Origin of the sequence: Actinokineospora sp. PR83 (assembly GCF_021056305.1) — a bacterium.
In the GTDB taxonomy this organism is placed as follows: Bacteria; Actinomycetota; Actinomycetes; order Mycobacteriales; family Pseudonocardiaceae; genus Actinokineospora; species Actinokineospora spheciospongiae.
Genome location: NZ_JAJCXD010000011.1, coordinates 95845 through 115632 on the forward strand (window position 1 = coordinate 95845; position 19788 = coordinate 115632).

The following is a 19788-nucleotide window of genomic DNA, read 5'->3' on the forward strand; positions in this document are numbered from 1 at the left end:
CACCAACACGGTAGTGGTCCGGGACCGGGGGAGTTCCCGGTCCCGGACCACTCTGCTCAGGAGCCCCTCATGGCCTACCGCCGGAAAGTTTTCCCCCGCGGCCTGTCCGCGTTGCTCGCGGCCGTGCTCGGCGCGATCGCGCTGTCGGCGCCCGCCGCCGCCCAAGTGTCCATAGTGCCCGACCGCGCCGACGGCGGCGGCACGCGCACCTTCGCCTTCCGGCTGGCCAACGAGCGAACCGACACCAAGTCCACCCGGCTCGAACTGGTCTTCCCGGCGACCCCGCCCGTGCCCTACATCAAGGTCGCCTCGGCACCGGGCTGGAAAGCCACCATCCGCCCCCGGCCGCTCGACCCGCCGATCGAGGCGGACGGCAAGGTGATCCGCGAGGTCGTGGGGGCCCTCGTCCTCGAAGGCGGCGCGATCGGCCCGAGGCAGTTCGAGCAGTTCCTCGTCACCATGGGCCCGCTGCCCACCGAGGGACAGCTACTGCTCGGGGCGACGCAGACCTACGCCAACGGGGAGGTCTCGCGCTGGGGCCAGGACACCGCGCCCGCTCCGGTGATCAACTTCGGGGCGGGCTCCGGCGCGGGCGGGGGCGCGGCTCCCGCAGCCGTGGCCCCGGCGGGCGAAGTCGACGCGGCGCAACCGTTCCAGGTGGTCGAGGCCGCCGCCCCCGCGGACCAGGAGGCGCAGAGCGCGGGCACCACCGGCGGGCCCCCGTTCGCCGTGCTGTGGGGCGCGCTGGGCCTCGCGCTCGCCGTGATCGCGGTGGTCGGGTACCGGTCCCACCGCCGCAGGCTGAGCACGGCCGCCGCGGGACCCGACACCGCGAAGCCCGACACCGCGGAACCCGGTGCCGACGAGCAGGACACCGCGGGACCCGGTGCCGCGGCGCCGAAGGCCGGGCGCGTCGAGGAGAGCGGGGTGGGCGCCGAGTGACGACCGTGCAGGAACGCCCCCGCGCCGCGGTCGCGCGCCCGCGCGGCTCGGCCGGTCAGCTCGTCGCGCTGCTGCTCCTGGTCGCCGCCTGCTGGGGCGCGCTGCTCGCCACGACCCCGCAGGCGACCGGGGACCCGGTGCTCGTGACGACCTCCCCGGGCAACACCGAGGTCGTCAAGTCACCCGACGCAGTCGTGTTGACCTTCGACCGCCCGGTGCCCGCCGCCCTGGCCACCGTGCGCGTCCTCGACCCCGGCGGCAGGCAGGTGATCTTCACCCGGCCGACCCACCCGGACGGCCGGGAGGACGCGATCTCCGTCCCCATGCCCGCGCAGCGCAACGAAGGCACCTACGCCGTGGCGTGGACCGCGCCGTCGAGCGGGCTGGAACCCATCAGCGGCTCCTTCACCTTCGACGTGTCCCGCCCGATCCAGCCCGGCGGCATCCCCGCGATCGAGACGACGCGCGACCCGGTCGTGGCGGCCGTGCACCTGGCGGCGCGGGCGCTGGCGGTCGCGGCCATGGTGCTGCTCGCGGGCCTGGCGTTCTTCGTCGCCTCGCTCGGGCCCCCCGCCGTGCGGGCCAGGGTCACCCGTCGGCTGGTCAAGGTCGCCTGGTGGCTGCTGGTCGGGAGCACGCTCGTCGCCCTGGTGTCGTTCGGGCCGTACGCGGCGTGGGTGCCGTGGCGCGACGCGCTCGACCCGTCGCTGCTCTCGGCCGCCGTCGAGTCCGGCGGGGGCGCGGCGCTGCTCGCCCGCCTCGCCACCCTCCTACCCGCCACCCTCGGCCTCGCGCTGCTGGTGGTGAACCCGCCCGCGACCACGGCGGTCGAGCGGTGGTCGCGCGGCGCGGCGGTGCTCGGCTGCGCGTCGGCGGTCTTCGCCACCTGGCCCCTCGCCGACCCGCGACCGCTCGGTTCACCGTCCCCCCTCGCGCTCGCCGCGGACATCGGTCTCCTCCTCGCCCTGGCCGTCCCGGTGGGCGGCCTGGTCCTGCTCCGGTTCCCGGTCGGCCGCCACCGGCACGCCGTGGCCCGGCTCGCGCGGTTCGTGCCGGGGTGCGCGGTGCTGCTCGCCGTCGCCGGGACCGCCCAGGTCTGGCTCGGGCACGGCTTCGGCCTGCTCCCCGCCGGAGCCCTCGCCGTGGCCGCGGTCTTCGCCGCCTTCGCCTGGCTCCTCTCCCGCGGCACGGCGGGCGGGTCCGCGAAGGCGCGGTCGACCCGGCTCGGCCACCAGGTCGTGGGGGTGGCGGGAGCCGCCGCGCTGATCACCGCGACCACCGCGACGCTGATCGCCATCGACCCCGGCCAGAGCGCGCACGCGGCGGGCCCGGTGGGCCGGGCCCCGGCGGCGATCCGCGAACAGGCCCCGCCCGCGCGGCTCACCTACGACACCGGCACCCCGAGCGGGCAGGGCTCGCTGGACCTGGTCCTCATCCCGACCGCCGACCGGCTCGACGTGCGCGTGTCGGTCCTCGGCCCGCACGGCGCCCACACCGCCGTGACCACCACCCTCAAGCGCGACAACCGGGCGGAACCGGTGCCCCTGGACCGCGCGGGCCCCGGCTACTGGACGGGCTGGGCGACGGTGCCCGAGCGCGGGCGGTGGCAGCTCGCCCTGACCCTGCGGGCAGCCGACGGCAGCACGCACACGGTCGAGCAACCCATCGACGTGCGATGAACGCCCCCACCAGCCGCCTGGGAGTCGCCTTGTCCTCGCCCCCCGCCGCCCCCACCGCCCCCACCCGCCGGGCCGCCGCCCGACCGCGCCTGAGCCCGGTCCTGCAGATCGTCGCCCGGCGGCTGCACTTCGTCGCGGGCATCGTGGTCGCGCCCTTCCTCGCGGCGCTGTGCCTGACCGGGCTCGTCTACGTGTTCAGCCCGCAGATCCACGACAGCCTCTACCGGTCCGACCTGCACGTGCACCACGTCGGCGAGGTGCGCCGCCCCCTCGCAGAACAGGTCAGGGCAGCGCTCACGGCCCACCCGGAGGCGACGCTCAAGGCCGTCCTCACCCCGCCCGCCGACGACCGCACCACCCGGGTGGTGCTGGCCGTCCCCGGCCCGAACGGGACCGAGGACCGCACGGTGTTCGTCGACCCGTACACCAGGCTGATCAACGGCGAGCTGACCACGGTCGAGAACCGGCTGCCCGCCAACACGTGGCTGCGCCAGTTCCACGGCAACCTGCACCTGGGGGCGCCGGGCAGGCTCTACGCCGAACTCGCCGCGAGCTGGGTCCCCCTCATCGCCGTGGGCGGCCTGGTGCTGTGGCTGGCCCGCACCCGCCGCAAGCGCACCCGGCGCGAAGTGCTCCTGCCGTCCGTCCGCGACAAGATGGGGTGGACGCGGCTGCGGGCGATCCACGGCGCCGCGGGCCTGTGGCTCGCGGTCGGCCTGGTGCTCCTGGCCGGGACCGGGCTCACCATGACCCAGTTCGCGGGCGGTCGAGCGGACTCGACGACCGACCCCGCCCGCCTGCGGGCCCCCGTGCTCGCCGCGGCCCCGGTGCCGGTCCCGGTGGGTGGCCAGCCCATCGACATCGACCGCGCGGTGGTGGCCGCCAAGGCCGCCGGGCTGAGCGGCGAACTGGCCGTGACCCCGCCGTCGGGTTCGGGTATGCCCTTCACCGTCACGGAGATCTCGGACGGCCTGCCCATCCACCGGGGTGCCGTGGCGATCGACCCCTACACCGAGGGGGTGACCGAACACCTCGACTGGAGCGACTACTCGCCGGTGGCGAAGCTCAGCACCCTGGCCACCCAGTTCCACACCGGCACCCTGTTCGGCCTCGCGAACCAGATCGTCCTCGCGCTGCTGGCGGCGGCCACGTTCGCCCTGCTCGCCCTCGGCTACCGCATGTGGTGGATCCACAACCCGTACCGGAGGCGGTGGGAGTCGCTGCCGCGCCCGGTGTGGCGCCAACTGGCGGGCGGCCCGCTGGTCGTGGTCCTGCTCGGGGTCGCGGTGCTGGCGTGGGTGCTCCCCGTGGTCGGCGCGAGCCTGCTGGTGTTCCTGGCCGCGGACGCGCTCGTGAGCCGGTTCAAGCGGCGCAAGGCGGGACAGCAGGCGGTCAGGCCTCCGGCGTCATGAACTCCAAGCGGTTCCCGACGCAGTCGCAGGAGTAGAAGCGGCGGAAGCCCGGGAACCCGTCGTCCCAGTCGACCGCCACCCCGGCGCTCCCGAGCCGTTCGGCGAGGTCGTCCAGCGCCCGCACGACGATGCCGGGGTGCGCCTTGCGGGCGGGCCGGAAGTCGTCCTCGACGCCCAGGTGGATCTCCAGGGTGTCGCCCCGCACCCACAGCCCACCGCGGGCAGCCAGGGCGGGGGGCTTGCGCACCTCGTGCAGGCCGAGCAGGCCGACGTAGAAGCGACGGCACTCGTCTTCGGTTCCGGGCGGGATCGCCAGTTGGACGTGGTGCAGGCCGTACCCCGACCCCGTCGGGGCTCCGGCGCCGGTGTGGGGCAGAACGGCGTCGTCGTCGGTCACGGTGACACTCCTGTCGGTCGGGTGCTTCGTCGAGCTGATCAAGTTCGCGTGCGGCTGAGTCGTGGTGTGCGGTTGGTGGCCCACCGGGACACCGCGGGTCGGTGACGCCCCACCAGCGGATCCGCGTCGCCCTGCTCGGCAGCGGCTGAACCGCGGCGGAATCCCCGCCGGTTCCGGAACCTTATCGCCCGCATATCAAAAACCGCATACGTGCCTGCAACACCACGCCGTCTTGACTGGCGGCATGACCCACAGCGAACCGGCACGGGCAGCGGCCTGCCGCACCCGATCGCCTGCGGTCGTGCCTTTCCCCGCCGTTGCGGGAATGGGGATCACGGTCTACGGGTGCGAACAGGACGAGGCTGACCTGTTCCGGGAGATGGCGCCCCGCTTCGGCGTGCGGTCGACCATCGTCGAGGCCGCGGTGTCCGAAGGCAACGCCGCACTGGCGGCCGGGAACCGGTGCGTCAGCGTCGGTCACAAGAACCGGGTTCCCGACCGGACTCTCCGCGCGCTCAGCCGAGCAGGCGTGGTGTACGTCTCCACGAGGAGCGCCGGGTACGACCACATCGACGTGGAATACGCGAACAGCGTCGGCATCACCGTCGGGAACGTCGCCTATTCGCCGGACAGCGTGGCGGACTACACGCTGATGCTGATGTTGATGGCCGTGCGCAGCGCCAAGGCCACCATCAGGCGCACGGATGCCCACGACTACCGGTTGGGTGACGAACGCGGGAAAGAGTTGCGCGACCTGACCGTCGGGGTGGTCGGAGCGGGGCGCATCGGCACGGCGGTCATGGACAGGCTGCGGGGCTTCGGTTGTCGCGTCCTGGCCCACGACATCCGCCCCGGAACCCCCGCCGAATGCCTTCCCCTTGACGAGTTGGTGCAGCAGGTCGACGTGGTCACGCTCCACACGCCGCTCAACGCCGACACCCACCACCTCCTCGACCGTCGGCGCATCGGGGAGATGAAGCGCGGCGCGTACGTCGTCAACACCGGGCGTGGTCCACTCCTCGACACCCGGGCCCTGGTCTCCGCCCTGGAAAGCGGTGGGTTGGGTGGCGCGGCGCTGGATGTCCTCGAAGGCGAAGAGGGGATCTTCTACGCGGACCGCCGGAACGGGCCCATCGAGAACGACCTGCTGCTGCGCTTGCAGGAAATGCCCAACGTGATCATCAGTCCGCACTCGGCCTACCACACGGACCGCGCGCTGGCCGACACCGTCGAGAACTCCATCGTCAACTGCCTGGACTTCGAGAGCAGAAAGCAGCACTGGATATGAGAATCGGAATAGTTTTCGGGGGAGTTTCCGAGGAGCACCCCGTCTCCGTCAAGTCCGCTCGGGAAATCGCCGAGCACCTCGACGCGGACAAGTACGAACCGTTCTGGATCGGGATAACCGAGAGCGGCGCCTGGCGGCTCTGCGACGGCCCCGACCCGGGTTGGGAGGACGGGGGGCGCCCGGTCGTGCTGTCACCGGACCGGAGCGCCCGCGGACTGCTCGTCCTGGGGCGCGGGGAGGTCGAGGTGATCGGCCTGGACCTCGTGCTGCCCGTCCTGCACGGCAAGCTCGGCGAGGACGGTGCGGTGCAGGGCTTGCTGGAGCTCTCCGGCATCCCCTACGTCGGCTGCGACGTCCAGAGTTCCGCGCTGTGCATGGACAAGTCGCTCGCGTACGTGGTCGCCGGTGCCGCGGGAATCCCGACGCCGGACTTCTGGACCGTCCTGGCGAACGAGGACGTCGACCCCGAACCGCTCACCTATCCCGTCTTCGTCAAGCCCGCGCGCTCGGGGTCGTCCTTCGGCGTCAGCAAGGTGACTCGCCGAGAAGAATTGCCGGGCGCGGTGGCGACCGCACGGCGGTACGACTCGAAGGTGCTGGTCGAAGGGGCTGTCGTCGGCAGCGAGGTCGGGTGCGCGATCCTGGGGAACGGGCCGGACCTGATCGCGGGCGAGGTCGACCGGATCTCGCTGTCCCACGGGTTTTTCCGGATCCACCAGGAAAACGACCCGGAGAGCGGTTCGGAGAACTCGACGGTCACCGTTCCCGCGGACATCCCGGTGCGGACCCGGTCGCACGTCCAGGAGGTGGCCAAGGCCATCTACCGCGCCCTGGGGTGCTCGGGGCTGGCGCGGGTGGACATGTTCCTGCGGGAGGACGGCACGGTGGTCCTCAACGAGGTCAACACCTTCCCCGGCATGACCTCCTACAGCCGCTACCCGAGGATGATGGCGGCCGCCGGGATCCCTCTCGCCGAAGTGATCGACCGGGCGGTGTCGTCGGCCCTGGCGGGGAAGTCGTGATGGGGGAGGACTTCGTCTTCGTGGACGAGTTCGTGCCCGGAGTGCGCTGGGACGCCAAGTACGCCACCTGGGACAACTTCACCGGCAAACCCGTGGACGGGTACGCGGTGAACCGCATCGTCGGCACGAGGGCGTTGTGCGCGGCCCTGGAGGGCGTGCGGGAGAAGGCCGCGCCCCTCGGCTTCGGCCTGCTGCTCTGGGACGGCTACCGCCCGCAACGGGCCGTGGACTGCTTCCTGCGCTGGTCACGACAGCCGGAGGACGGCCGGACGAAGCTGCGGCACTACCCGCACATCGACAAGGCCGAGATGTTCGAAAGGGGGTACGTGGCGGCGAAGTCGGGGCACAGCCGGGGCAGTACCGTCGACCTGACGCTCTACCACCTGGCCACCGGTGAACTCGCGCACATGGGCGGCGACCACGACCTGATGGATGTGATCTCACACCACGGGGCGCCGGGGGTCACGCGGCTCGAAGCGGAAAACCGCCGTCACCTCCGCTCGGTGATGGAGGCCTGCGGTTTCACCGCCTACGAGTGCGAGTGGTGGCACTACACGCTGGAGGACGAGCCCTACCCGTCCACCTACTTCGATTTTCCCATCGCGTAGTCGAACCCCGGGGGGAAAGTGTGCGGATACGACTGGCGCACCCCGCCGACACCGGCCACCACCCCGGCCCGGCCGGGCTCCGCTGACCGTCACCGGTCGCTGCCCGGTGGCGCGACGGGCAGCCGCACCGTCACGCTGAGCCCGCCCGCGGCCCGGCGGGTGAGGGTGAGCGTCCCGTCGTGCGCCTGGGCGATGCTCTTGACGATCGCCAGGCCGAGGCCGACCCCCGCGTGGTCGTCGCGGATGCGCTGGGTGCCGCGCTGGAACGGTTCGACGAGTGTGGAGATCAGGTGCGGGGCCAGCTCCTGGCCGGTGTTCTCGACGGTGAGCACCGCGGTCCCGAGGTGGACGCCGGTGGTGACCCACACGGTGCCCCGCTCGGGCAGGTTGTGGACGATCGCGTTGTGCACGAGGTTCGTCGTCATCTGCAGCAGGAGCGCGTGGGAGCCCAGGGTGGGGGTGATGTCGCCGGAGGTCTCGATGGTGAGACCGCGCTTCTCCGCCAGCGGGAGCAGCGTCTCCGCGGCCTCCTCCGCGACGAGGGACAGGTCGACGCGCTCCCGGTTGAAGGACCGCTGGTCGGCGCGGCTGAGCAGGAGCAACGCCTCGGTGAGGTCGATCGCCCGGGTGTTGACGAAGTGGAGGCGGTCGACGAGTTCGTCCGCGCCCCGCCTCGGGTCGCTGCGGGCCACGTCGAGGAGCGTCTGCGTGATCGCCAGCGGGGTGCGCAGCTCGTGCGAGGCGTTGGCCGCGAACCGCTGCTGCTCGGCGTTGTGCGCGTCGAGCCGCGCGAGCATGGTGTCGAAGGCGTCGGCCAGCTCGCGGAACTCGTCCGCGCGGCCCTCCAGTTGGATCCGGTGGGAGAGCGACCCGTTCGCGGCCAGGCGGGTGGCGTTGGTGATGCGGCTCAGGGGCGCGAGCATGCTGCCCGCGAGGACCCACCCGCCCACGAGGCCGAACACCAGCAGGAACGCCAACATCGCGGCGACCTTCGGGGCGAAGGCGCGCATCAGGTCGGCGCGGTCGGGCACGTGCGGGCCGGGCGTCCACGGCACCCCGGGAGCGCTGCGCTGCGGGGTGAAGACGATCTCCTCGGGCACGTAGCGCAGCAGGAACACCCACACCACGGCGAGCAGCAGGGCACCGGCGAGCATGAGGAACCCGGCATAGCTGAGGGTGAGCTTGAGGCGAACGCTCACACCGGGCGCCCTACCCACGGTCCCCGCTCGCGCGTTCGGTGTCGATGCGGTAGCCCGCGCCCGCCACGGTGGCGATGATCCACGGTTCACCGAGGCGCTTGCGCAGCGCCGAGACGGTGATGCGCACGGCGTTGGTGAACGGGTCGGCGTTCTCGTCCCACGCCCGCGCCAGCAGCTCCTCGGCGCTGATGACCCCACCCTCGGCGGCGACGAGCACCTCCAGCACGGCGAACTGCTTGCGGGTGAGCGCGACGTAGCGGCCGTCCCGGTGGACCTCGCGGCGGAACGGGTCCAGCCGCAGACCCGCGATCTCGCGCACCGGCGGCCTGCTGTGGGCCCGCCTGCGGTCGAGCGCCCTGAGCCTGAGCACGAGCTCCCGCAGCTCGAACGGCTTGGTCAGGTAGTCGTCGGCGCCGAGCCCGAACCCGGAGGCCTTGTCGTCGAGCCGGTCGGCGGCGGTCAGCATCAGGATCGGCATCCCCCCGCCGGAAGCGACGATGCTCGCGGCGACCTCGTCCCCGGAGGGCCCGGGGATGTCGCGGTCGAGAACGGCGATGTCGTAGGAGTTGACGCTCAACAGCTCCAGAGCGGTGTCCCCGTCACCGGCGATGTCGGCAGCGATCGCTTCCAGGCGCAGCCCGTCGCGGATGGCCTCGGCCATGTAGAGCTCGTCCTCGACCACCAGCACTCGCATGCCCCGATGCTACGAGCACGGGCATATCGGCGGCATATCGAGAATGGTGTGTCCCCGCCGGTCAGGAGGGCTGATCGCGGGGACCCCCCGCCGGCGGCGCAGGCTCCGGCCCCGTCCCGGGCCACGACTGCGGGGCCTGCCCGAACGCGCGCCGCGCGGCGCGGACGGCCAGGGCGGCGACGGTGGCGTTGGCGCCGCCGCCGATGACCGCGCCGATGCCGAACGGCGCCACCCGGCCGAGCACGATCGAGGAGAAGGGCTCGCCCGCCGAGAGCGCCAGCGCGATCCCGGTGCCGACGGCGGGCGCGGCCGCGGCACCCCCGACCGCGGCCCCCGTGCCCGCCAGGGCGCTGACGTACATCCGCTCCAGGGTGCGGATGACCTCCGCCGGTGTCGCCTCCGGGTTGCGCAGGCGGGCCCGGGCGATGTTCCTGCGCACCAGCGGTGTCTGCGCTCCGATGGCCCTGTCCAGCAGGTCGAGGACCGGCTGCCCCCGCCCGCTCAACGCCGGGACCGGTCCTTCGAGGGCATCAGAGGCCACACCGAACTCCTTGAGTCGTCACGTTCCCCGTCCCGGTCTCGCACCCGGGCGGCAGTCGGACACATGACCTCGCCCGTCGAACACAGTGCCGCCGCTGCGGGGCCTGCGAGGACCACAACATGCCACAGCGCCCTGCTCGACGGCGCCCTGAGCCTCTGGTGTCCGGGGTCAGCGCAGTTGGTACTGGAGGTAAGCGATGTAGCCACGGGTGGTTTTGGTGGCGGGGTTGTTGTACCCGAGGACGCGGGTCTGGTCCGGCAGGAGCCGCTGGAGTTCGTCGAGTGCTGTGGTGACGTCGCCGCTGCGCGCTCGCCAGTGGGCGATGTTGTGGCGGGTGTTGAGGGTGTCCGGGTGGTGGGGTCCCAGGACGTCGACCTGGAGCGGGAGCAGTTGCCGGAGTTCGTCGAGTGCTGTGGTGACGTCGCCGCTGCGCGCTCGCCAGTGGGCGATGTTGTAGCGGGTGCTGAGGGTGCCCGCGTCGTGTGGGCCGAGGGTGCTGACGTGGTCGGCCAGGATGTCGTCGAGTTCGGCGAGCGCTGTGCCGATGTCCCCGGACTCGGCTCGCCAGTGGGCGATGTTGTGGCGGAGGGTCAGGGTGTCCGGGTGCTCCCGGCCGAGGAGGTCCGTCAGCCTGGCGAGGAGTTCTTCCCCGCTGGTGATGGCGGTGTCCGTCTCCCCGGCTTCGGCTTGCAGGTGGATGATGTCGTGCCGGGTGCTGAGGGCGTCCGGGTCGCCTGCTCCGAGAACCCGTTCCTGCTCGGCCAGGATCTGCTGGAGTTCTCCGATCGCCCCGTCTTCCCCGGTCACGGCCTGCCAGTAGGCCATCTTGTAGCGGGCCATGAGGACCCTGGGATGGCCGGGCCCGAGGTGCTCGGTGGCGGTGGAGTGGAGGTCGCGGAAGTAGTCGGCCGCCGCCTCGTGCTGCCCGGCGTCGCCGAGGCTGTTGCCGACCTGGAAGAGGACGTCGTGGCCGCCGCGGGTCCAGAGCGCGGGGCCCGCGACCTCGGCCAGGGCGGTGGCGTTCGCCCGCAGGACCTCGGCCAGGGCGATGGCGTTCGGGCTCGGGGATTTCGCGGGGTCGGTTTCCGGCCACACTTCCAGCAGCGTGTCCGCGGCCACCTGGATGCACGTGGCCCGGTCGCCGGGTGCCATCGACTCCAGGGTCGCGCGTTGCGTGAGGGAGTGCACGCGGACCTGACCGGACTGGCCCGTCCTGATGACCAGGGAGAGGCGGGTCAGGCAGCCGAGCGCGTCGCTCAGGTCGTCCCGCGTCGCGCCCGTGCCCGTGTACCCCGCCACGGCCGCGGAGACCAGGGCGGATTCGGGGATGCCGTTGGCGTCGAGCACGGCGGCGATGTCGAGGACCTTGCCCGCGACGCCCCGCGGTGCCAGTTCGTTCGCCCGGTCCACCGACAGCGCCCACGTGGTCGCCACCGCTCGTTCCGAGGCCAACAACTCGGTCTGCGGCGGGAAGAGGTCCTTCAGGGTGCGCCGCCGGTCATTCCAGCGGGCGGCGTACGCCTCGCAGGTCAGACTGCGGTCGGCGATGTACGCCGCGACCTGGCCGATCGCCAGCGGCAGGTGGCTGACCAGTTCGCCGATCGCCCGCACCCCCCGCAGCAGGTCCCGCCGACCGCGCAGGCGCTCCTCGAGGCAGGCCCGGGACTGCTCCGGGGTGAAGAGGCCGAGCTCGACGTAGCTGCGCCCCGGGGTCTGGAAGGCCGCGTCCTGGCGGCGAGTGGTGGCGATGGTCCGACCGGCCGGGGACGACGGCGGCCACAGGCTCTCGATGTCCTGCGGGTGCCAGATGTCGTCCAGGACGACCAGCCAGCGGGTGTCCGTGGTGGCGAACCAGCTGAAGAGTATCCGGATCGCGAGGTCGGGGTCCTCCCGCCCGGTCAAGGTCTGGGCCAGGGCCGCGTAACCGGAGACCAGGTCCGCGCGGGAGGTCGCCGTGATCCAGGCCAGGAGCCCGACCCTGTTCCCGTTCCACTCCCGGTGGGCGTACTCGGCGACCAGTTGGGTCTTGCCGACCCCGGCGGTCCCGAAGACCACCGCGCACCCGCTGGTGGTGGGGAGCGCCGTGGTGCTCGCCCGCGGTTGGTAGCCCGGCGCGATGTCGGGAATCGCCCCCCAGAGGCACGGGAGGGCGATCTTCCCCTGGTACGGGGACGGGCCGTGGAAGTGGACATCCCGCACGTTGCGCGCCTGGACCACGTTGGTGGCTCGGCCACTCACGTCCATGCGGTCATGAGGGGTGTCCTCGTCCATCGGCCCATCATCGGCCATGCGAAACCGTATCCGGTACCGGACCTGCCAGGTTGCAGGAGGAATCCCCGGTCGACCCGCCCGGTTCCGGATCACCTCCCACCCGCGCCGCCGCGCCCGTGGTCGGTCAGCGCAGGTTCTCCGAGGCAGTGAGGCCCGCGATGCCACCGCCACCGAAGCCGCCACGGCGAAGGCACGGACAGCGCTGCCGCTTCCGGGGTTCGTCGGCTTCGAGTTGTGCGGTGCTTCAATGATGGCCATGCCGCTCGACGAGTTGCGCGCCTTGCTGGCCCGGCACGCTCGGCCCGATTTGAGCACGGACATCGATGCCGTGCGCATCTTCCGCGCCGATCGGCCCAGCCCGCCGACGCCGACCACCTACGGCCAGGTGCTGGCCCTCGTCGCCCAGGGCGTCAAGCGGTTCGCGCTGGGTGACCGCCTGTACGAGTACCGCGCCGGGGAGTACGTCATCGCCTCGGTCGACCTGCCGGTGACCGCGCAGTTCACCCGAGCCTGCCCGGGGGAACCCGCGCTCGGCTTCGGCCTGGACCTGCGGCCTGCCGCCGTTGCCGAGGTGCTGCTGGCCGCGGACGCCGCGGAGCTGCCCGCACCCGCCCCCGACGCGCCTGCCGGTCTGGCCGTCAGCACCGCCTCCGCCGAACTGCTCGATGCCGTCGTCCGGCTCCTGCGGCTGCTCGACCAGCCGCGCGACATCCCCGTGCTCGCGCCCCTGATCAAGCGGGAGATCATCTGGCGGCTGCTCACCGGTGAGCAGGGCGACATCCTGCGGCAGTTCGGCCTGCCCGACAGCAGCCTCAGCCACATCGCCAAGGCCGTCCAGTGGATCCGCGACAACTACGCGCTGCCCTTCCGCGTCGAGGAGGTGGCGCAGAGGGTGGGCATGAGCGTCTCCGCGTTCCACCGCAACTTCCAGGCCGTCACCTCGATGAGCCCCATCCAGTACCGGAAGCAGATCCGCCTGCAGCACGCCAGGCTGCTGCTCGCCGCGAATCCCGGCGACATCGCAGGCGTCAGCCGTCAGGTCGGCTACGAAAGCCCCGCCCAGTTCAGCCGCGAGTACCGCAGGCAGTTCGGTGACCCGCCGCGCCGGGACGCGGTCCGCCTGGGCGCGGGTGTCCGAACCGGCGCGTCCGGTGCTCGTCGCGGCAGTTGACCAGAACTCGCGACTTTTTACCCGATCCTGCCCGCTTGCCCGCTGACGGGTTCTGCCGCGGGGGCTCGGCTATAGCGTGCCGGGCAGAGGAACCTGGAGACGGTTCGCGGTCGGCTGGTGGCCGACGAGCGACGACGGGCGCATGAGGTGGTGCGCGCTGTCGTCAGCCTGAGAGGACTGCGATGACCGACCACACGCGCAGCGAGATATCGCTGCGGGTCAACGAGGTGACCCACCGGCTGTCCGTGGACAACCGCAGGACGCTGCTCGACGCGGTGCGGGAGGACCTCGGCCTCACGGGGCCGAAGAAGGGGTGCGACCACGGGCAGTGCGGCGCCTGCACGGTGCTGTGCGACGGCAGGCGGGTGCTCTCCTGCCTGACCCTCGCGGTCGCCGCCGACACCACCTCGGTCACGACCGTCGAGGGACTGGCCACCGAGGGCGGGCTGCGGCCGATCCAGGAGGCGTTCGTGCGCCTGGACGGCTTCCAGTGCGGCTTCTGCACCCCCGGGCAGATCTGCTCGGCCGTCGGGGTGCTCGCCGAACACGCCGCGGGCTGGCCGAGCGCTGTCACCGCGGGCGACGCACCGGACCGGGCACCGGAACTGGACGAGGCCGAGGTGCGCGAGCGGATGAGCGGCAACCTGTGCCGCTGCGGGGCGTACCCGTCGATCGTGCGCGCGGTGCTCGAGACCGCGGCACGCGACGGGGGTGCGGTGTGAGGGAGTTCGCCTACCAGCGCGCGGCAGGGGTCCGCGACGCGCTCGCCGCGGTCGCCGACGACACCGGCGCCCGGTACCTGGGCGGGGGCACGAACCTCGTCGACCTGATGAAGTGCGGGGTCGAGGAGCCGACCCGGCTGGTGGACCTGCGGCGGCTGCCGCTCGACGGTGTCCACGGCACACCGGACGGTGGGCTGGTCATCGGTGCGACCACGACGAACAGCGACGCGGCCGCGGATCCGGAGGTGCGCCGCCGGTTCCCGGTGCTGAGCCAGGCCGTCCTGGCGGGCGCGTCCGGTCAGCTGCGGAACATGGCCACGGTGGGCGGCAACCTGCTGCAGCGGACCCGTTGCGGCTACTTCGCCGACCTCTCCCAGCCGTGCAACAAGCGGGTGCCCGGCAGTGGGTGTGCCGCGATCGCGGGGGTGCACCACAACCACGCGGTGCTCGGGCACACCGAGCACTGCGCGGCGACCCACCCCTCGGACATGGCGGTGGCGCTCGCCGCGTTGGACGCGGTCGTTCGCCACGAGACGCTCGACGGCACCGGGGAGATCCCGTTGTCGCGGTTCTACCTGCCGGTCGGTGACCGGCCGGACCGCGAGACCGCGTTGCCACCCGGCGCGCTGATCACCGCCGTCGTCCTGCCGGGGTCCGCGGCGGGCCTGCGGTCGCGTTACCGCAAGGTCCGCGAGCGCGCGTCGTACGCCTTCGCGACCGTCTCCGTCGCCGCCGCGCTCGACGTCCGCGACGGCGTGGTGCGCGACGTGCGCATCGCGCTGGGCGGTGTGGCGTCGCGTCCCTGGCGGGCCGGTTCCGCCGAGGCCCTGCTCCGGGGCACCCGGCCCACCGCGGACCGGCTCAGGGCCTGCGCCGAGGAGGCGCTGGTCGACGCGGAGCCGTTGCGCGACAACGGGTACAAGGTGGCGTTGGCCCGGAACCTGATCGAGGCCGTGCTCGGTGAACTCACTGCGACGGAGGAGGACCGATGAGCCCAGACCCCACCCCCGGCGCCGTCGGCGCGTCACGCCCCCGGATCGAGGGCGGGCTCAAGGTCACCGGCGCCGCCCCGTACGCCGCGGACGTGCCGGTGCCGGACCTGGCCCACGGCTGGATGGTGACGAGCACCGTCTCCAGGGGCCGGGTCCGCGATGTCGACGCCTCGACCGCGCTCGGGATGCCGGGCGTGCTGGGGGTGCTCGACCACCGCAACGCACCCCGGCTCAACCCCGAGGCCGGGAACTACTTCGGCCCCGACGGCAGCCTGCTGCTGCTGCAGGACGAGGTGATCCCGTACGCGGGGTGGCCGCTCGCGCTGGTGGTCGCGGAAACGCCCGAGCAGGCCAGAGCGGCGGCGGCGGCGCTGCGGGTGACCTGCGACGTCGAACCGCACGACCTGGACCTGCGCCCGGAGCACCCGGCCGCGCGACCCGCGTCGACCGCCTTCGGCCCGGAGGCGGACACCGGCGACCTGGACGCGGAGCTGGCCGCGTCCTCGGTCGTGGTCGAGGAGCGGTACCGGACCCCCGAGGAGAGCCACTGCGCCATGGAGCCGCACGCCGCGACCGTGTGGTGGGACGCCGACCACGTGTACGCCGTGGACTCCAACCAGGGGGCGTTCAGCGTGTCCCAGGTCCTGGCCGTGTTGTGGTCCGTCGACCGGGAGCGGGTGCACGTCCGCTCCGAGCACGTCGGCGGTGGTTTCGGCGGCAAGGGTGCCTGCGGCCCGCAGGTGGTCCTCGGGTCGATGGCCAGCCGGAGGTTCGGGCGCCCGGTGCGGATCGCCATGACCCGGGCACAGGTTTTCGGGACGACCTCGTCGCGGCCTCCGACAGACCAGTCGGTGACCATCGGCGCGGACGCCGACGGCCGCCTGCGGGCCATCCACCACCGGGCGGCCTACGCCCTCTCACCGCTTTCCGAGTACATCGAGGGCTGCACCGAGCAAACCAAGGTCCTGTACTCGGCGCAGGCGATCCGCACGCGGCTCACCGCCGTGCCGCTCGACGTCCTGCCGCCCGCCTCGATGCGCGGGCCCGGCGCGGCGCCCGGCTCGTTCGCCCTGGAGTCGGCGATCGACGAGGTCGCCGAGCGGCTGGACATGGACCCGCTGGAACTGCGCCTGCGCAACCAGCCCGAGGTCACGCCCGTGTCGGGGAAGCCCTTCAGCACCCGCCGCGTGGTGTCCTGCATGCGGGAGGGCGCGCGCCGGTTCGGCTGGGCGGCGCGCGACCGGCGCCCCCGTTCCCGGCGCGAGGGCCCGCTGCTGATCGGCAGCGGCATGGCCACCACGTCGTTCAGCGCCGGGGTGTTCCCGTCGACGGCCTCGATCACCGCGGAGGCGGACGGGGCGTTCACGGTGTCGATCGGGGCCAGCGACATCGGTACGGGCGCCCGCACCGCGCTGACCGCCGTCGCCGCCGACGCGCTGGGGGTCGGCACCGAGCGGATCCGCATCCGGATCGGCGACAGCGACCTCGGCATGGCGTGGGGCGCGGGCGGTTCCCGCGGCACGACGTCCTGGTCCTTCGCCATCACCGAGGCCGCGCGGGAACTGCGGCAGGCCCTGGGCGATCCGGTCCGGCCGGTGACCGCGACGGTGGACACCACCACGCGGATCGACTTCCAGCCGGACCGGGAACGGCAGACCTACAGCGCCGTCTTCGCCGAGGTCACCGTCGACCCGGCCACCGGCGAGGTGCGGGTCCGCCGGTTGCTCGGCATGTTCGCCGTGGGCCGCGTGATCAACCCGCTGCTGGCCCGCAGCCAGGTGGTCGGCGGGATGATCATGGGGCTGTCCATGGCCCTGCACGAGGAGAGCGTGCGAGACCCCCGCACCGGCCTGCTGGCGAACGGCGACTTCGCCGGCTACCACATCGCCGCGCACGCCGACGTGCCCGACGTCGAGGCCGACTTCGTGGCGGACCACGAACCCCAGGACCCCTCGGGGATCAACGGCCTCGGCGAGATCGGCACGGCAGGCACCGCGGCGGCGATCGCCAACGCCGTGTGGCACGCCACCGGTACCCGCCGACGGACCCTCCCGCTCCGCCTCGACCGCGTGCTGGAGCAGACCACTGCCGTCGCAGGCGAACGTCGCGCTGTGTGAGGTCTGCCCGTCGTCACCGGCGCCCGGGGGTGGAGGTCAACGCGCCCGGACGCCAACCGTGCGCGAGGTCGTCAGGTGCCTGCGCCGCTGTCGAGGAGCCAGTGGTAGCGCATGCGCATCGCGCGCTCGACGGCGCCGACCGCGGCACCGACACCGAGTGTCAGGCTGAGCCACAGCGGCAGCCGCAACGGCGACTCGAACGTGCCCAGCGCGGTGGCGATCGGCGGGATCCGGGAGATCGGTTCGGCGATCTGCAACAGGTTCAACCCGACGCCGATGAGCAGCACCAGGATCGAGGCGGCGCCGATGAGCCCGCTCGCGGCGGGGTGCTCACGGGCGAAGCGCATGCGCCGCCCCTCGGCGGATCGCGGGTCGGGCACGAGGCGCCGCACCCCGCCGTCGTCGCCGACGAAGTGGCAGCGGCGCATGCCCGCCTCGCTCCTGTGGACCTCGATGTGACCGCCCGCGACCGGGAAGCGCGCGGGCAGCCTCGACTCCAGCCGGAGGTGGCCGTCGAGGTAGAGCCCGGCCCGCACCACCCCGGACTCGGCGTCCCCGCCGTGCTTGACCTCGACCGTGTGCACGACCGGACGCCCGTGGACCGGGAGGGTGATCGACAACACCGAGCGCCGCACCATCTGCCACCAGCGGAAGGGCTTGAGCGCCCGCCCGTCGCCCGGCTTCGCGCGCTTGGCCCGCCTGCGTTCGTTCCAGCTCTCGGTCATGGTTCCTGACCCTCTCCGCGGTCGGCCGCGCTGTGTCGCGCGGCTCGCCGCCGATCCCGGCGGGGTGTCACCGCTTGTCCGATGTGGTGCGGGTGAGCGTGTCGATCTCCGGTCCGGCTGCGCGCGTACCGCGTGTCGGCTCCCCGTCCTCGGGTGTGCGGGCGGGGCCGGTCTTGCGGGTCGTCCACCAGACGATGGCGGTGATGGCGACCAGCGTCGCGCTGGGGACGAGGTTCGCCCACGAACCGACTGCCTCCGACCGGGTCGCGAGTTCGGCGCCCACGTCGACGTGCAGGGTCGTGCCGAGCACGAGGAACGAGGCGTTGTAGGCGCCGTGCAGGACGACCGCGACTTCCAGTCCGCCCGTGCGCCAGGACCGACGAGAACAGCACGAGGTAGGAGGCGAACAGGAACGGGTCGAGCATTCCGTGCGCGAGCGAGAACAACACGGTCGTCACGACGATGCCCAGGACCGCCCCGGACCGGGCCCCGCGGGTCCAGCTCCCGAGCACGCGGAACATCAGGGCCCGGAACGCGCGAACAGGGCGGCGTCGGCGGCCTCCGAGAGGCGTTGGAACAGGATCGCGAACCCGACGAGCCCGGCCACCAGTAGTGCGATCGCGACAATCCCGCGCAGGATGCGTCGCTTCTCGGTCGCGTAGACCCGGTGGTACTCGATGCCCGCCCGCACCGCGGGCGTCCATCCGGGGCGGTCACCTCGCAAGAGCCAGGGTTCGCGGTCGGTGACCGTCATCGTCCACCCCTCGTCAGCTCGACGTGTGACCGTCTCGGCCTGTCGCAGCGACGCGAGCCGCTCCGGGCGTGTCGGCACCTCTGCCGCCCCGCTCTCCGGCTATCACACTGTACTAATTTCTCCACACCGTAGCACGCTGTGCTAACAAGGGCGGAGCGACCGCCGGATGGAGTGGACGAACCGATGCCGCACAACACGCGGGACAAGATCCTGATCGCCGCAGCGACCATGCTCGGCGAGAACCCGACGACCAGGCTGAGCGTGCGCGCGGTCGCCGCACGCGCAGGCGTGAGCACCGGGTCGCTGCGACACTTCTTCCCGACGCAGAGGGAACTGCTCGACACCGTGGTCGCGGGCATCTACGACGTCGACCTGCCCGACGACCCGATGCAGGACACCGCGCGCACTCCCGGCGAACGGCTCGTGGCGTGCCTGCGGCTGCTGGTGTCGCAGGTGGGAACGGGCGACCAGGCCCGCGAACACTGGCGCGCGCAGCACGACGCCTACGTCGCAGCACCCCCGTCCGAGGGCGCCACCCACGCTTTCCTGGCCCTCGAACGACTTGCCGTGCACCGCGTCGAGAAGTGGTTGGCCGTCCTCCACGAGGAGGGCGCACTCGCCCCCGGCGCGCTCGAACACCAGGCCCGCTTCCTCCTCACCGTCGTCACCGGCCTGCTGACCGAACGCGCTCTCCCCGGCGACCAGGCGCGGCTCGAGTTCGAGGCGCACACGCTCGCGACCGCCGCCTCGGCCGTGCTCCGGCCTGCGCCGGGCCCCGCCTGACGCGGTCTGCCGGTCGAGCTGCGTTCTCCGCGGCGCGGAAGAACGGCAAGTGGGTCACAGGACGCAGCGGGCGCCTTCCGGCGGTGTCTTCAGGTCGACCGGGTAACCGAGCACGATGTCGTTGACGCAGGCGTTCTCACCGACCAGTGAGACGCCGTGCTGCGCGCCGTCCACGGTCAGCAGGCTGCCGCCGAGCGCTTCGGCCGGGCCGGAATGTCGGCGCGGGGCGGTGGAAACGGCGCAGTGCCCGGTGGAGTCGCAGGCGGCGGAACCGGGATCCCGCGACAGCTTCGGTGTTTCGGCAGCCCGTGCCTGCTTCCACGATCGGGGGCAGGCAAAAACGCCCGATCGGGTCAACGATGCCGGAGCAGATTGTGACCCTGTTTGGTGCCCGACGGGCACGCTGCTCCAGATCTGCTCCACGTCGGTGCACCACTGTCCACTCGGGACGATAAAACAAGATCACCCGCT

The 19788-nt window shown here is 72.6% G+C and carries 20 protein-coding genes; 11 read left to right on the top strand and 9 right to left on the bottom strand.

Translation table 11 applies throughout. The features are described from left to right. Positions 1-69: 69 nt before the first annotated feature. Genes L6E12_RS03970 through L6E12_RS03980 form a run of 3 tightly spaced genes read left to right on the top strand, consistent with a single transcriptional unit; the run spans position 70 to position 4033 of the window. Positions 70-942 carry a DUF1775 domain-containing protein gene (locus L6E12_RS03970; protein WP_236226494.1) on the top strand — a complete coding sequence of 291 codons (873 nt, stop codon included), beginning with the start codon at positions 70-72 and terminating at the stop codon, positions 940-942. Then, positions 939-2621, top strand: a complete 1683-nt coding sequence (locus tag L6E12_RS03975) for a copper resistance protein CopC (RefSeq protein ID WP_236226495.1) — start codon at positions 939-941, stop codon at positions 2619-2621. Before L6E12_RS03970 ends, L6E12_RS03975 begins: the two co-directional genes overlap by 4 nt. A 29-nt stretch (positions 2622-2650) precedes the next feature. Beyond that, positions 2651-4033 (top strand): PepSY domain-containing protein, encoded by a 1383-nt coding sequence (locus L6E12_RS03980; RefSeq protein WP_236226496.1) that lies wholly within the window; start codon positions 2651-2653, stop codon positions 4031-4033. Here L6E12_RS03980 and L6E12_RS03985 read toward each other — a convergent pair. Then, complete coding sequence (locus tag L6E12_RS03985) at positions 4014-4430, bottom strand: glyoxalase (protein ID WP_236226497.1); 417 nt, start codon at positions 4428-4430, stop codon at positions 4014-4016. The two genes, L6E12_RS03980 and L6E12_RS03985, sit on opposite strands and share 20 nt — an antisense overlap. Positions 4431-4755: 325 nt before the next feature. On the opposite strand from L6E12_RS03985, the gene L6E12_RS03990 reads away from it, so the two are divergent. Genes L6E12_RS03990 through vanX form a run of 3 tightly spaced genes read left to right on the top strand, consistent with a single transcriptional unit; the run spans position 4756 to position 7348 of the window. Then, a complete protein-coding gene (locus L6E12_RS03990; protein WP_304523850.1) occupies positions 4756-5718 on the top strand; it encodes a D-isomer specific 2-hydroxyacid dehydrogenase family protein in 963 nt (320 codons plus the stop codon). Further along, positions 5715-6740, top strand: coding sequence for a D-alanine--(R)-lactate ligase (vanA, locus tag L6E12_RS03995; RefSeq protein WP_236226498.1), 1026 nt, complete (start codon positions 5715-5717; stop codon positions 6738-6740). The genes L6E12_RS03990 and vanA overlap by 4 nt, the downstream gene beginning before the upstream one ends. After that, positions 6740-7348, top strand: coding sequence for a D-Ala-D-Ala dipeptidase VanX (gene vanX / locus L6E12_RS04000; protein ID WP_236226499.1), 609 nt, complete (start codon positions 6740-6742; stop codon positions 7346-7348). The genes vanA and vanX overlap by 1 nt, the downstream gene beginning before the upstream one ends. A gap of 89 nt (positions 7349-7437) precedes the next feature. On the opposite strand, the gene L6E12_RS04005 is transcribed toward vanX, so the two are convergent. From L6E12_RS04005 to L6E12_RS04020, 4 genes are all read right to left on the bottom strand, one after another. Then, positions 7438-8565, bottom strand: a complete 1128-nt coding sequence (locus tag L6E12_RS04005; protein WP_236226500.1) for a HAMP domain-containing sensor histidine kinase — start codon at positions 8563-8565, stop codon at positions 7438-7440. Further along, the gene (locus tag L6E12_RS04010; protein WP_236226501.1) at positions 8558-9241 is read right to left on the bottom strand and encodes a response regulator transcription factor; all 684 of its coding nucleotides are present in this window, start codon (positions 9239-9241) and stop codon (positions 8558-8560) included. The genes L6E12_RS04005 and L6E12_RS04010 overlap by 8 nt, the downstream gene beginning before the upstream one ends. Before the next feature lie 61 nt (positions 9242-9302). Beyond that, a complete protein-coding gene (locus L6E12_RS04015) occupies positions 9303-9782 on the bottom strand; it encodes a hypothetical protein (RefSeq protein ID WP_236226502.1) in 480 nt (159 codons plus the stop codon). Positions 9783-9950: 168 nt separating this feature from the next. Then, entirely contained in the window at positions 9951-12026 is a 2076-nt protein-coding gene (locus L6E12_RS04020) for a tetratricopeptide repeat protein (RefSeq protein WP_236226503.1), read from the bottom strand. A 283-nt stretch (positions 12027-12309) separates the two neighbouring features. On the opposite strand from L6E12_RS04020, the gene L6E12_RS04025 reads away from it, so the two are divergent. The 4 genes from L6E12_RS04025 to L6E12_RS04040 all read left to right on the top strand — a co-directional run bounded on the left by L6E12_RS04025 (position 12310) and on the right by L6E12_RS04040 (position 17055). Continuing rightward, positions 12310-13224 carry an AraC family transcriptional regulator gene (locus tag L6E12_RS04025; protein ID WP_236226504.1) on the top strand — a complete coding sequence of 305 codons (915 nt, stop codon included), beginning with the start codon at positions 12310-12312 and terminating at the stop codon, positions 13222-13224. A 182-nt stretch (positions 13225-13406) separates the two neighbouring features. Next, a complete protein-coding gene (locus tag L6E12_RS04030) occupies positions 13407-13946 on the top strand; it encodes a (2Fe-2S)-binding protein (protein WP_236226505.1) in 540 nt (179 codons plus the stop codon). Beyond that, positions 13943-14938 (top strand): xanthine dehydrogenase family protein subunit M, encoded by a 996-nt coding sequence (locus L6E12_RS04035; RefSeq protein ID WP_236226506.1) that lies wholly within the window; start codon positions 13943-13945, stop codon positions 14936-14938. Before L6E12_RS04030 ends, L6E12_RS04035 begins: the two co-directional genes overlap by 4 nt. Next, a complete protein-coding gene (locus L6E12_RS04040) occupies positions 14935-17055 on the top strand; it encodes a xanthine dehydrogenase family protein molybdopterin-binding subunit (RefSeq protein ID WP_236226507.1) in 2121 nt (706 codons plus the stop codon). The genes L6E12_RS04035 and L6E12_RS04040 overlap by 4 nt, the downstream gene beginning before the upstream one ends. 71 nt (positions 17056-17126) lie before the next feature. Here L6E12_RS04040 and L6E12_RS04045 read toward each other — a convergent pair whose 3' ends face one another. The 3 genes from L6E12_RS04045 to L6E12_RS04055 all read right to left on the bottom strand — a co-directional run bounded on the left by L6E12_RS04045 (position 17127) and on the right by L6E12_RS04055 (position 18534). Continuing rightward, the gene (locus L6E12_RS04045; RefSeq protein ID WP_236226508.1) at positions 17127-17780 is read right to left on the bottom strand and encodes a hypothetical protein; all 654 of its coding nucleotides are present in this window, start codon (positions 17778-17780) and stop codon (positions 17127-17129) included. Between the two features lie 67 nt (positions 17781-17847). Continuing rightward, entirely contained in the window at positions 17848-18090 is a 243-nt protein-coding gene (locus tag L6E12_RS04050; protein ID WP_236226509.1) for a hypothetical protein, read from the bottom strand. A 210-nt stretch (positions 18091-18300) separates the two neighbouring features. Continuing rightward, positions 18301-18534: a hypothetical protein gene (locus L6E12_RS04055; protein ID WP_236226510.1), complete on the bottom strand. Its 234-nt coding sequence runs from the start codon at positions 18532-18534 to the stop codon at positions 18301-18303. A 183-nt stretch (positions 18535-18717) separates the two neighbouring features. On the opposite strand from L6E12_RS04055, the gene L6E12_RS04060 reads away from it, so the two are divergent. Continuing rightward, the gene (locus L6E12_RS04060) at positions 18718-19317 is read left to right on the top strand and encodes a TetR/AcrR family transcriptional regulator (RefSeq protein WP_236226511.1); all 600 of its coding nucleotides are present in this window, start codon (positions 18718-18720) and stop codon (positions 19315-19317) included. A gap of 54 nt (positions 19318-19371) precedes the next feature. Here L6E12_RS04060 and L6E12_RS04065 read toward each other — a convergent pair whose 3' ends face one another. Then, entirely contained in the window at positions 19372-19740 is a 369-nt protein-coding gene (locus L6E12_RS04065) for an alpha/beta hydrolase (protein WP_236226512.1), read from the bottom strand. Between the last annotated feature and the right edge of the window lie 48 nt (positions 19741-19788).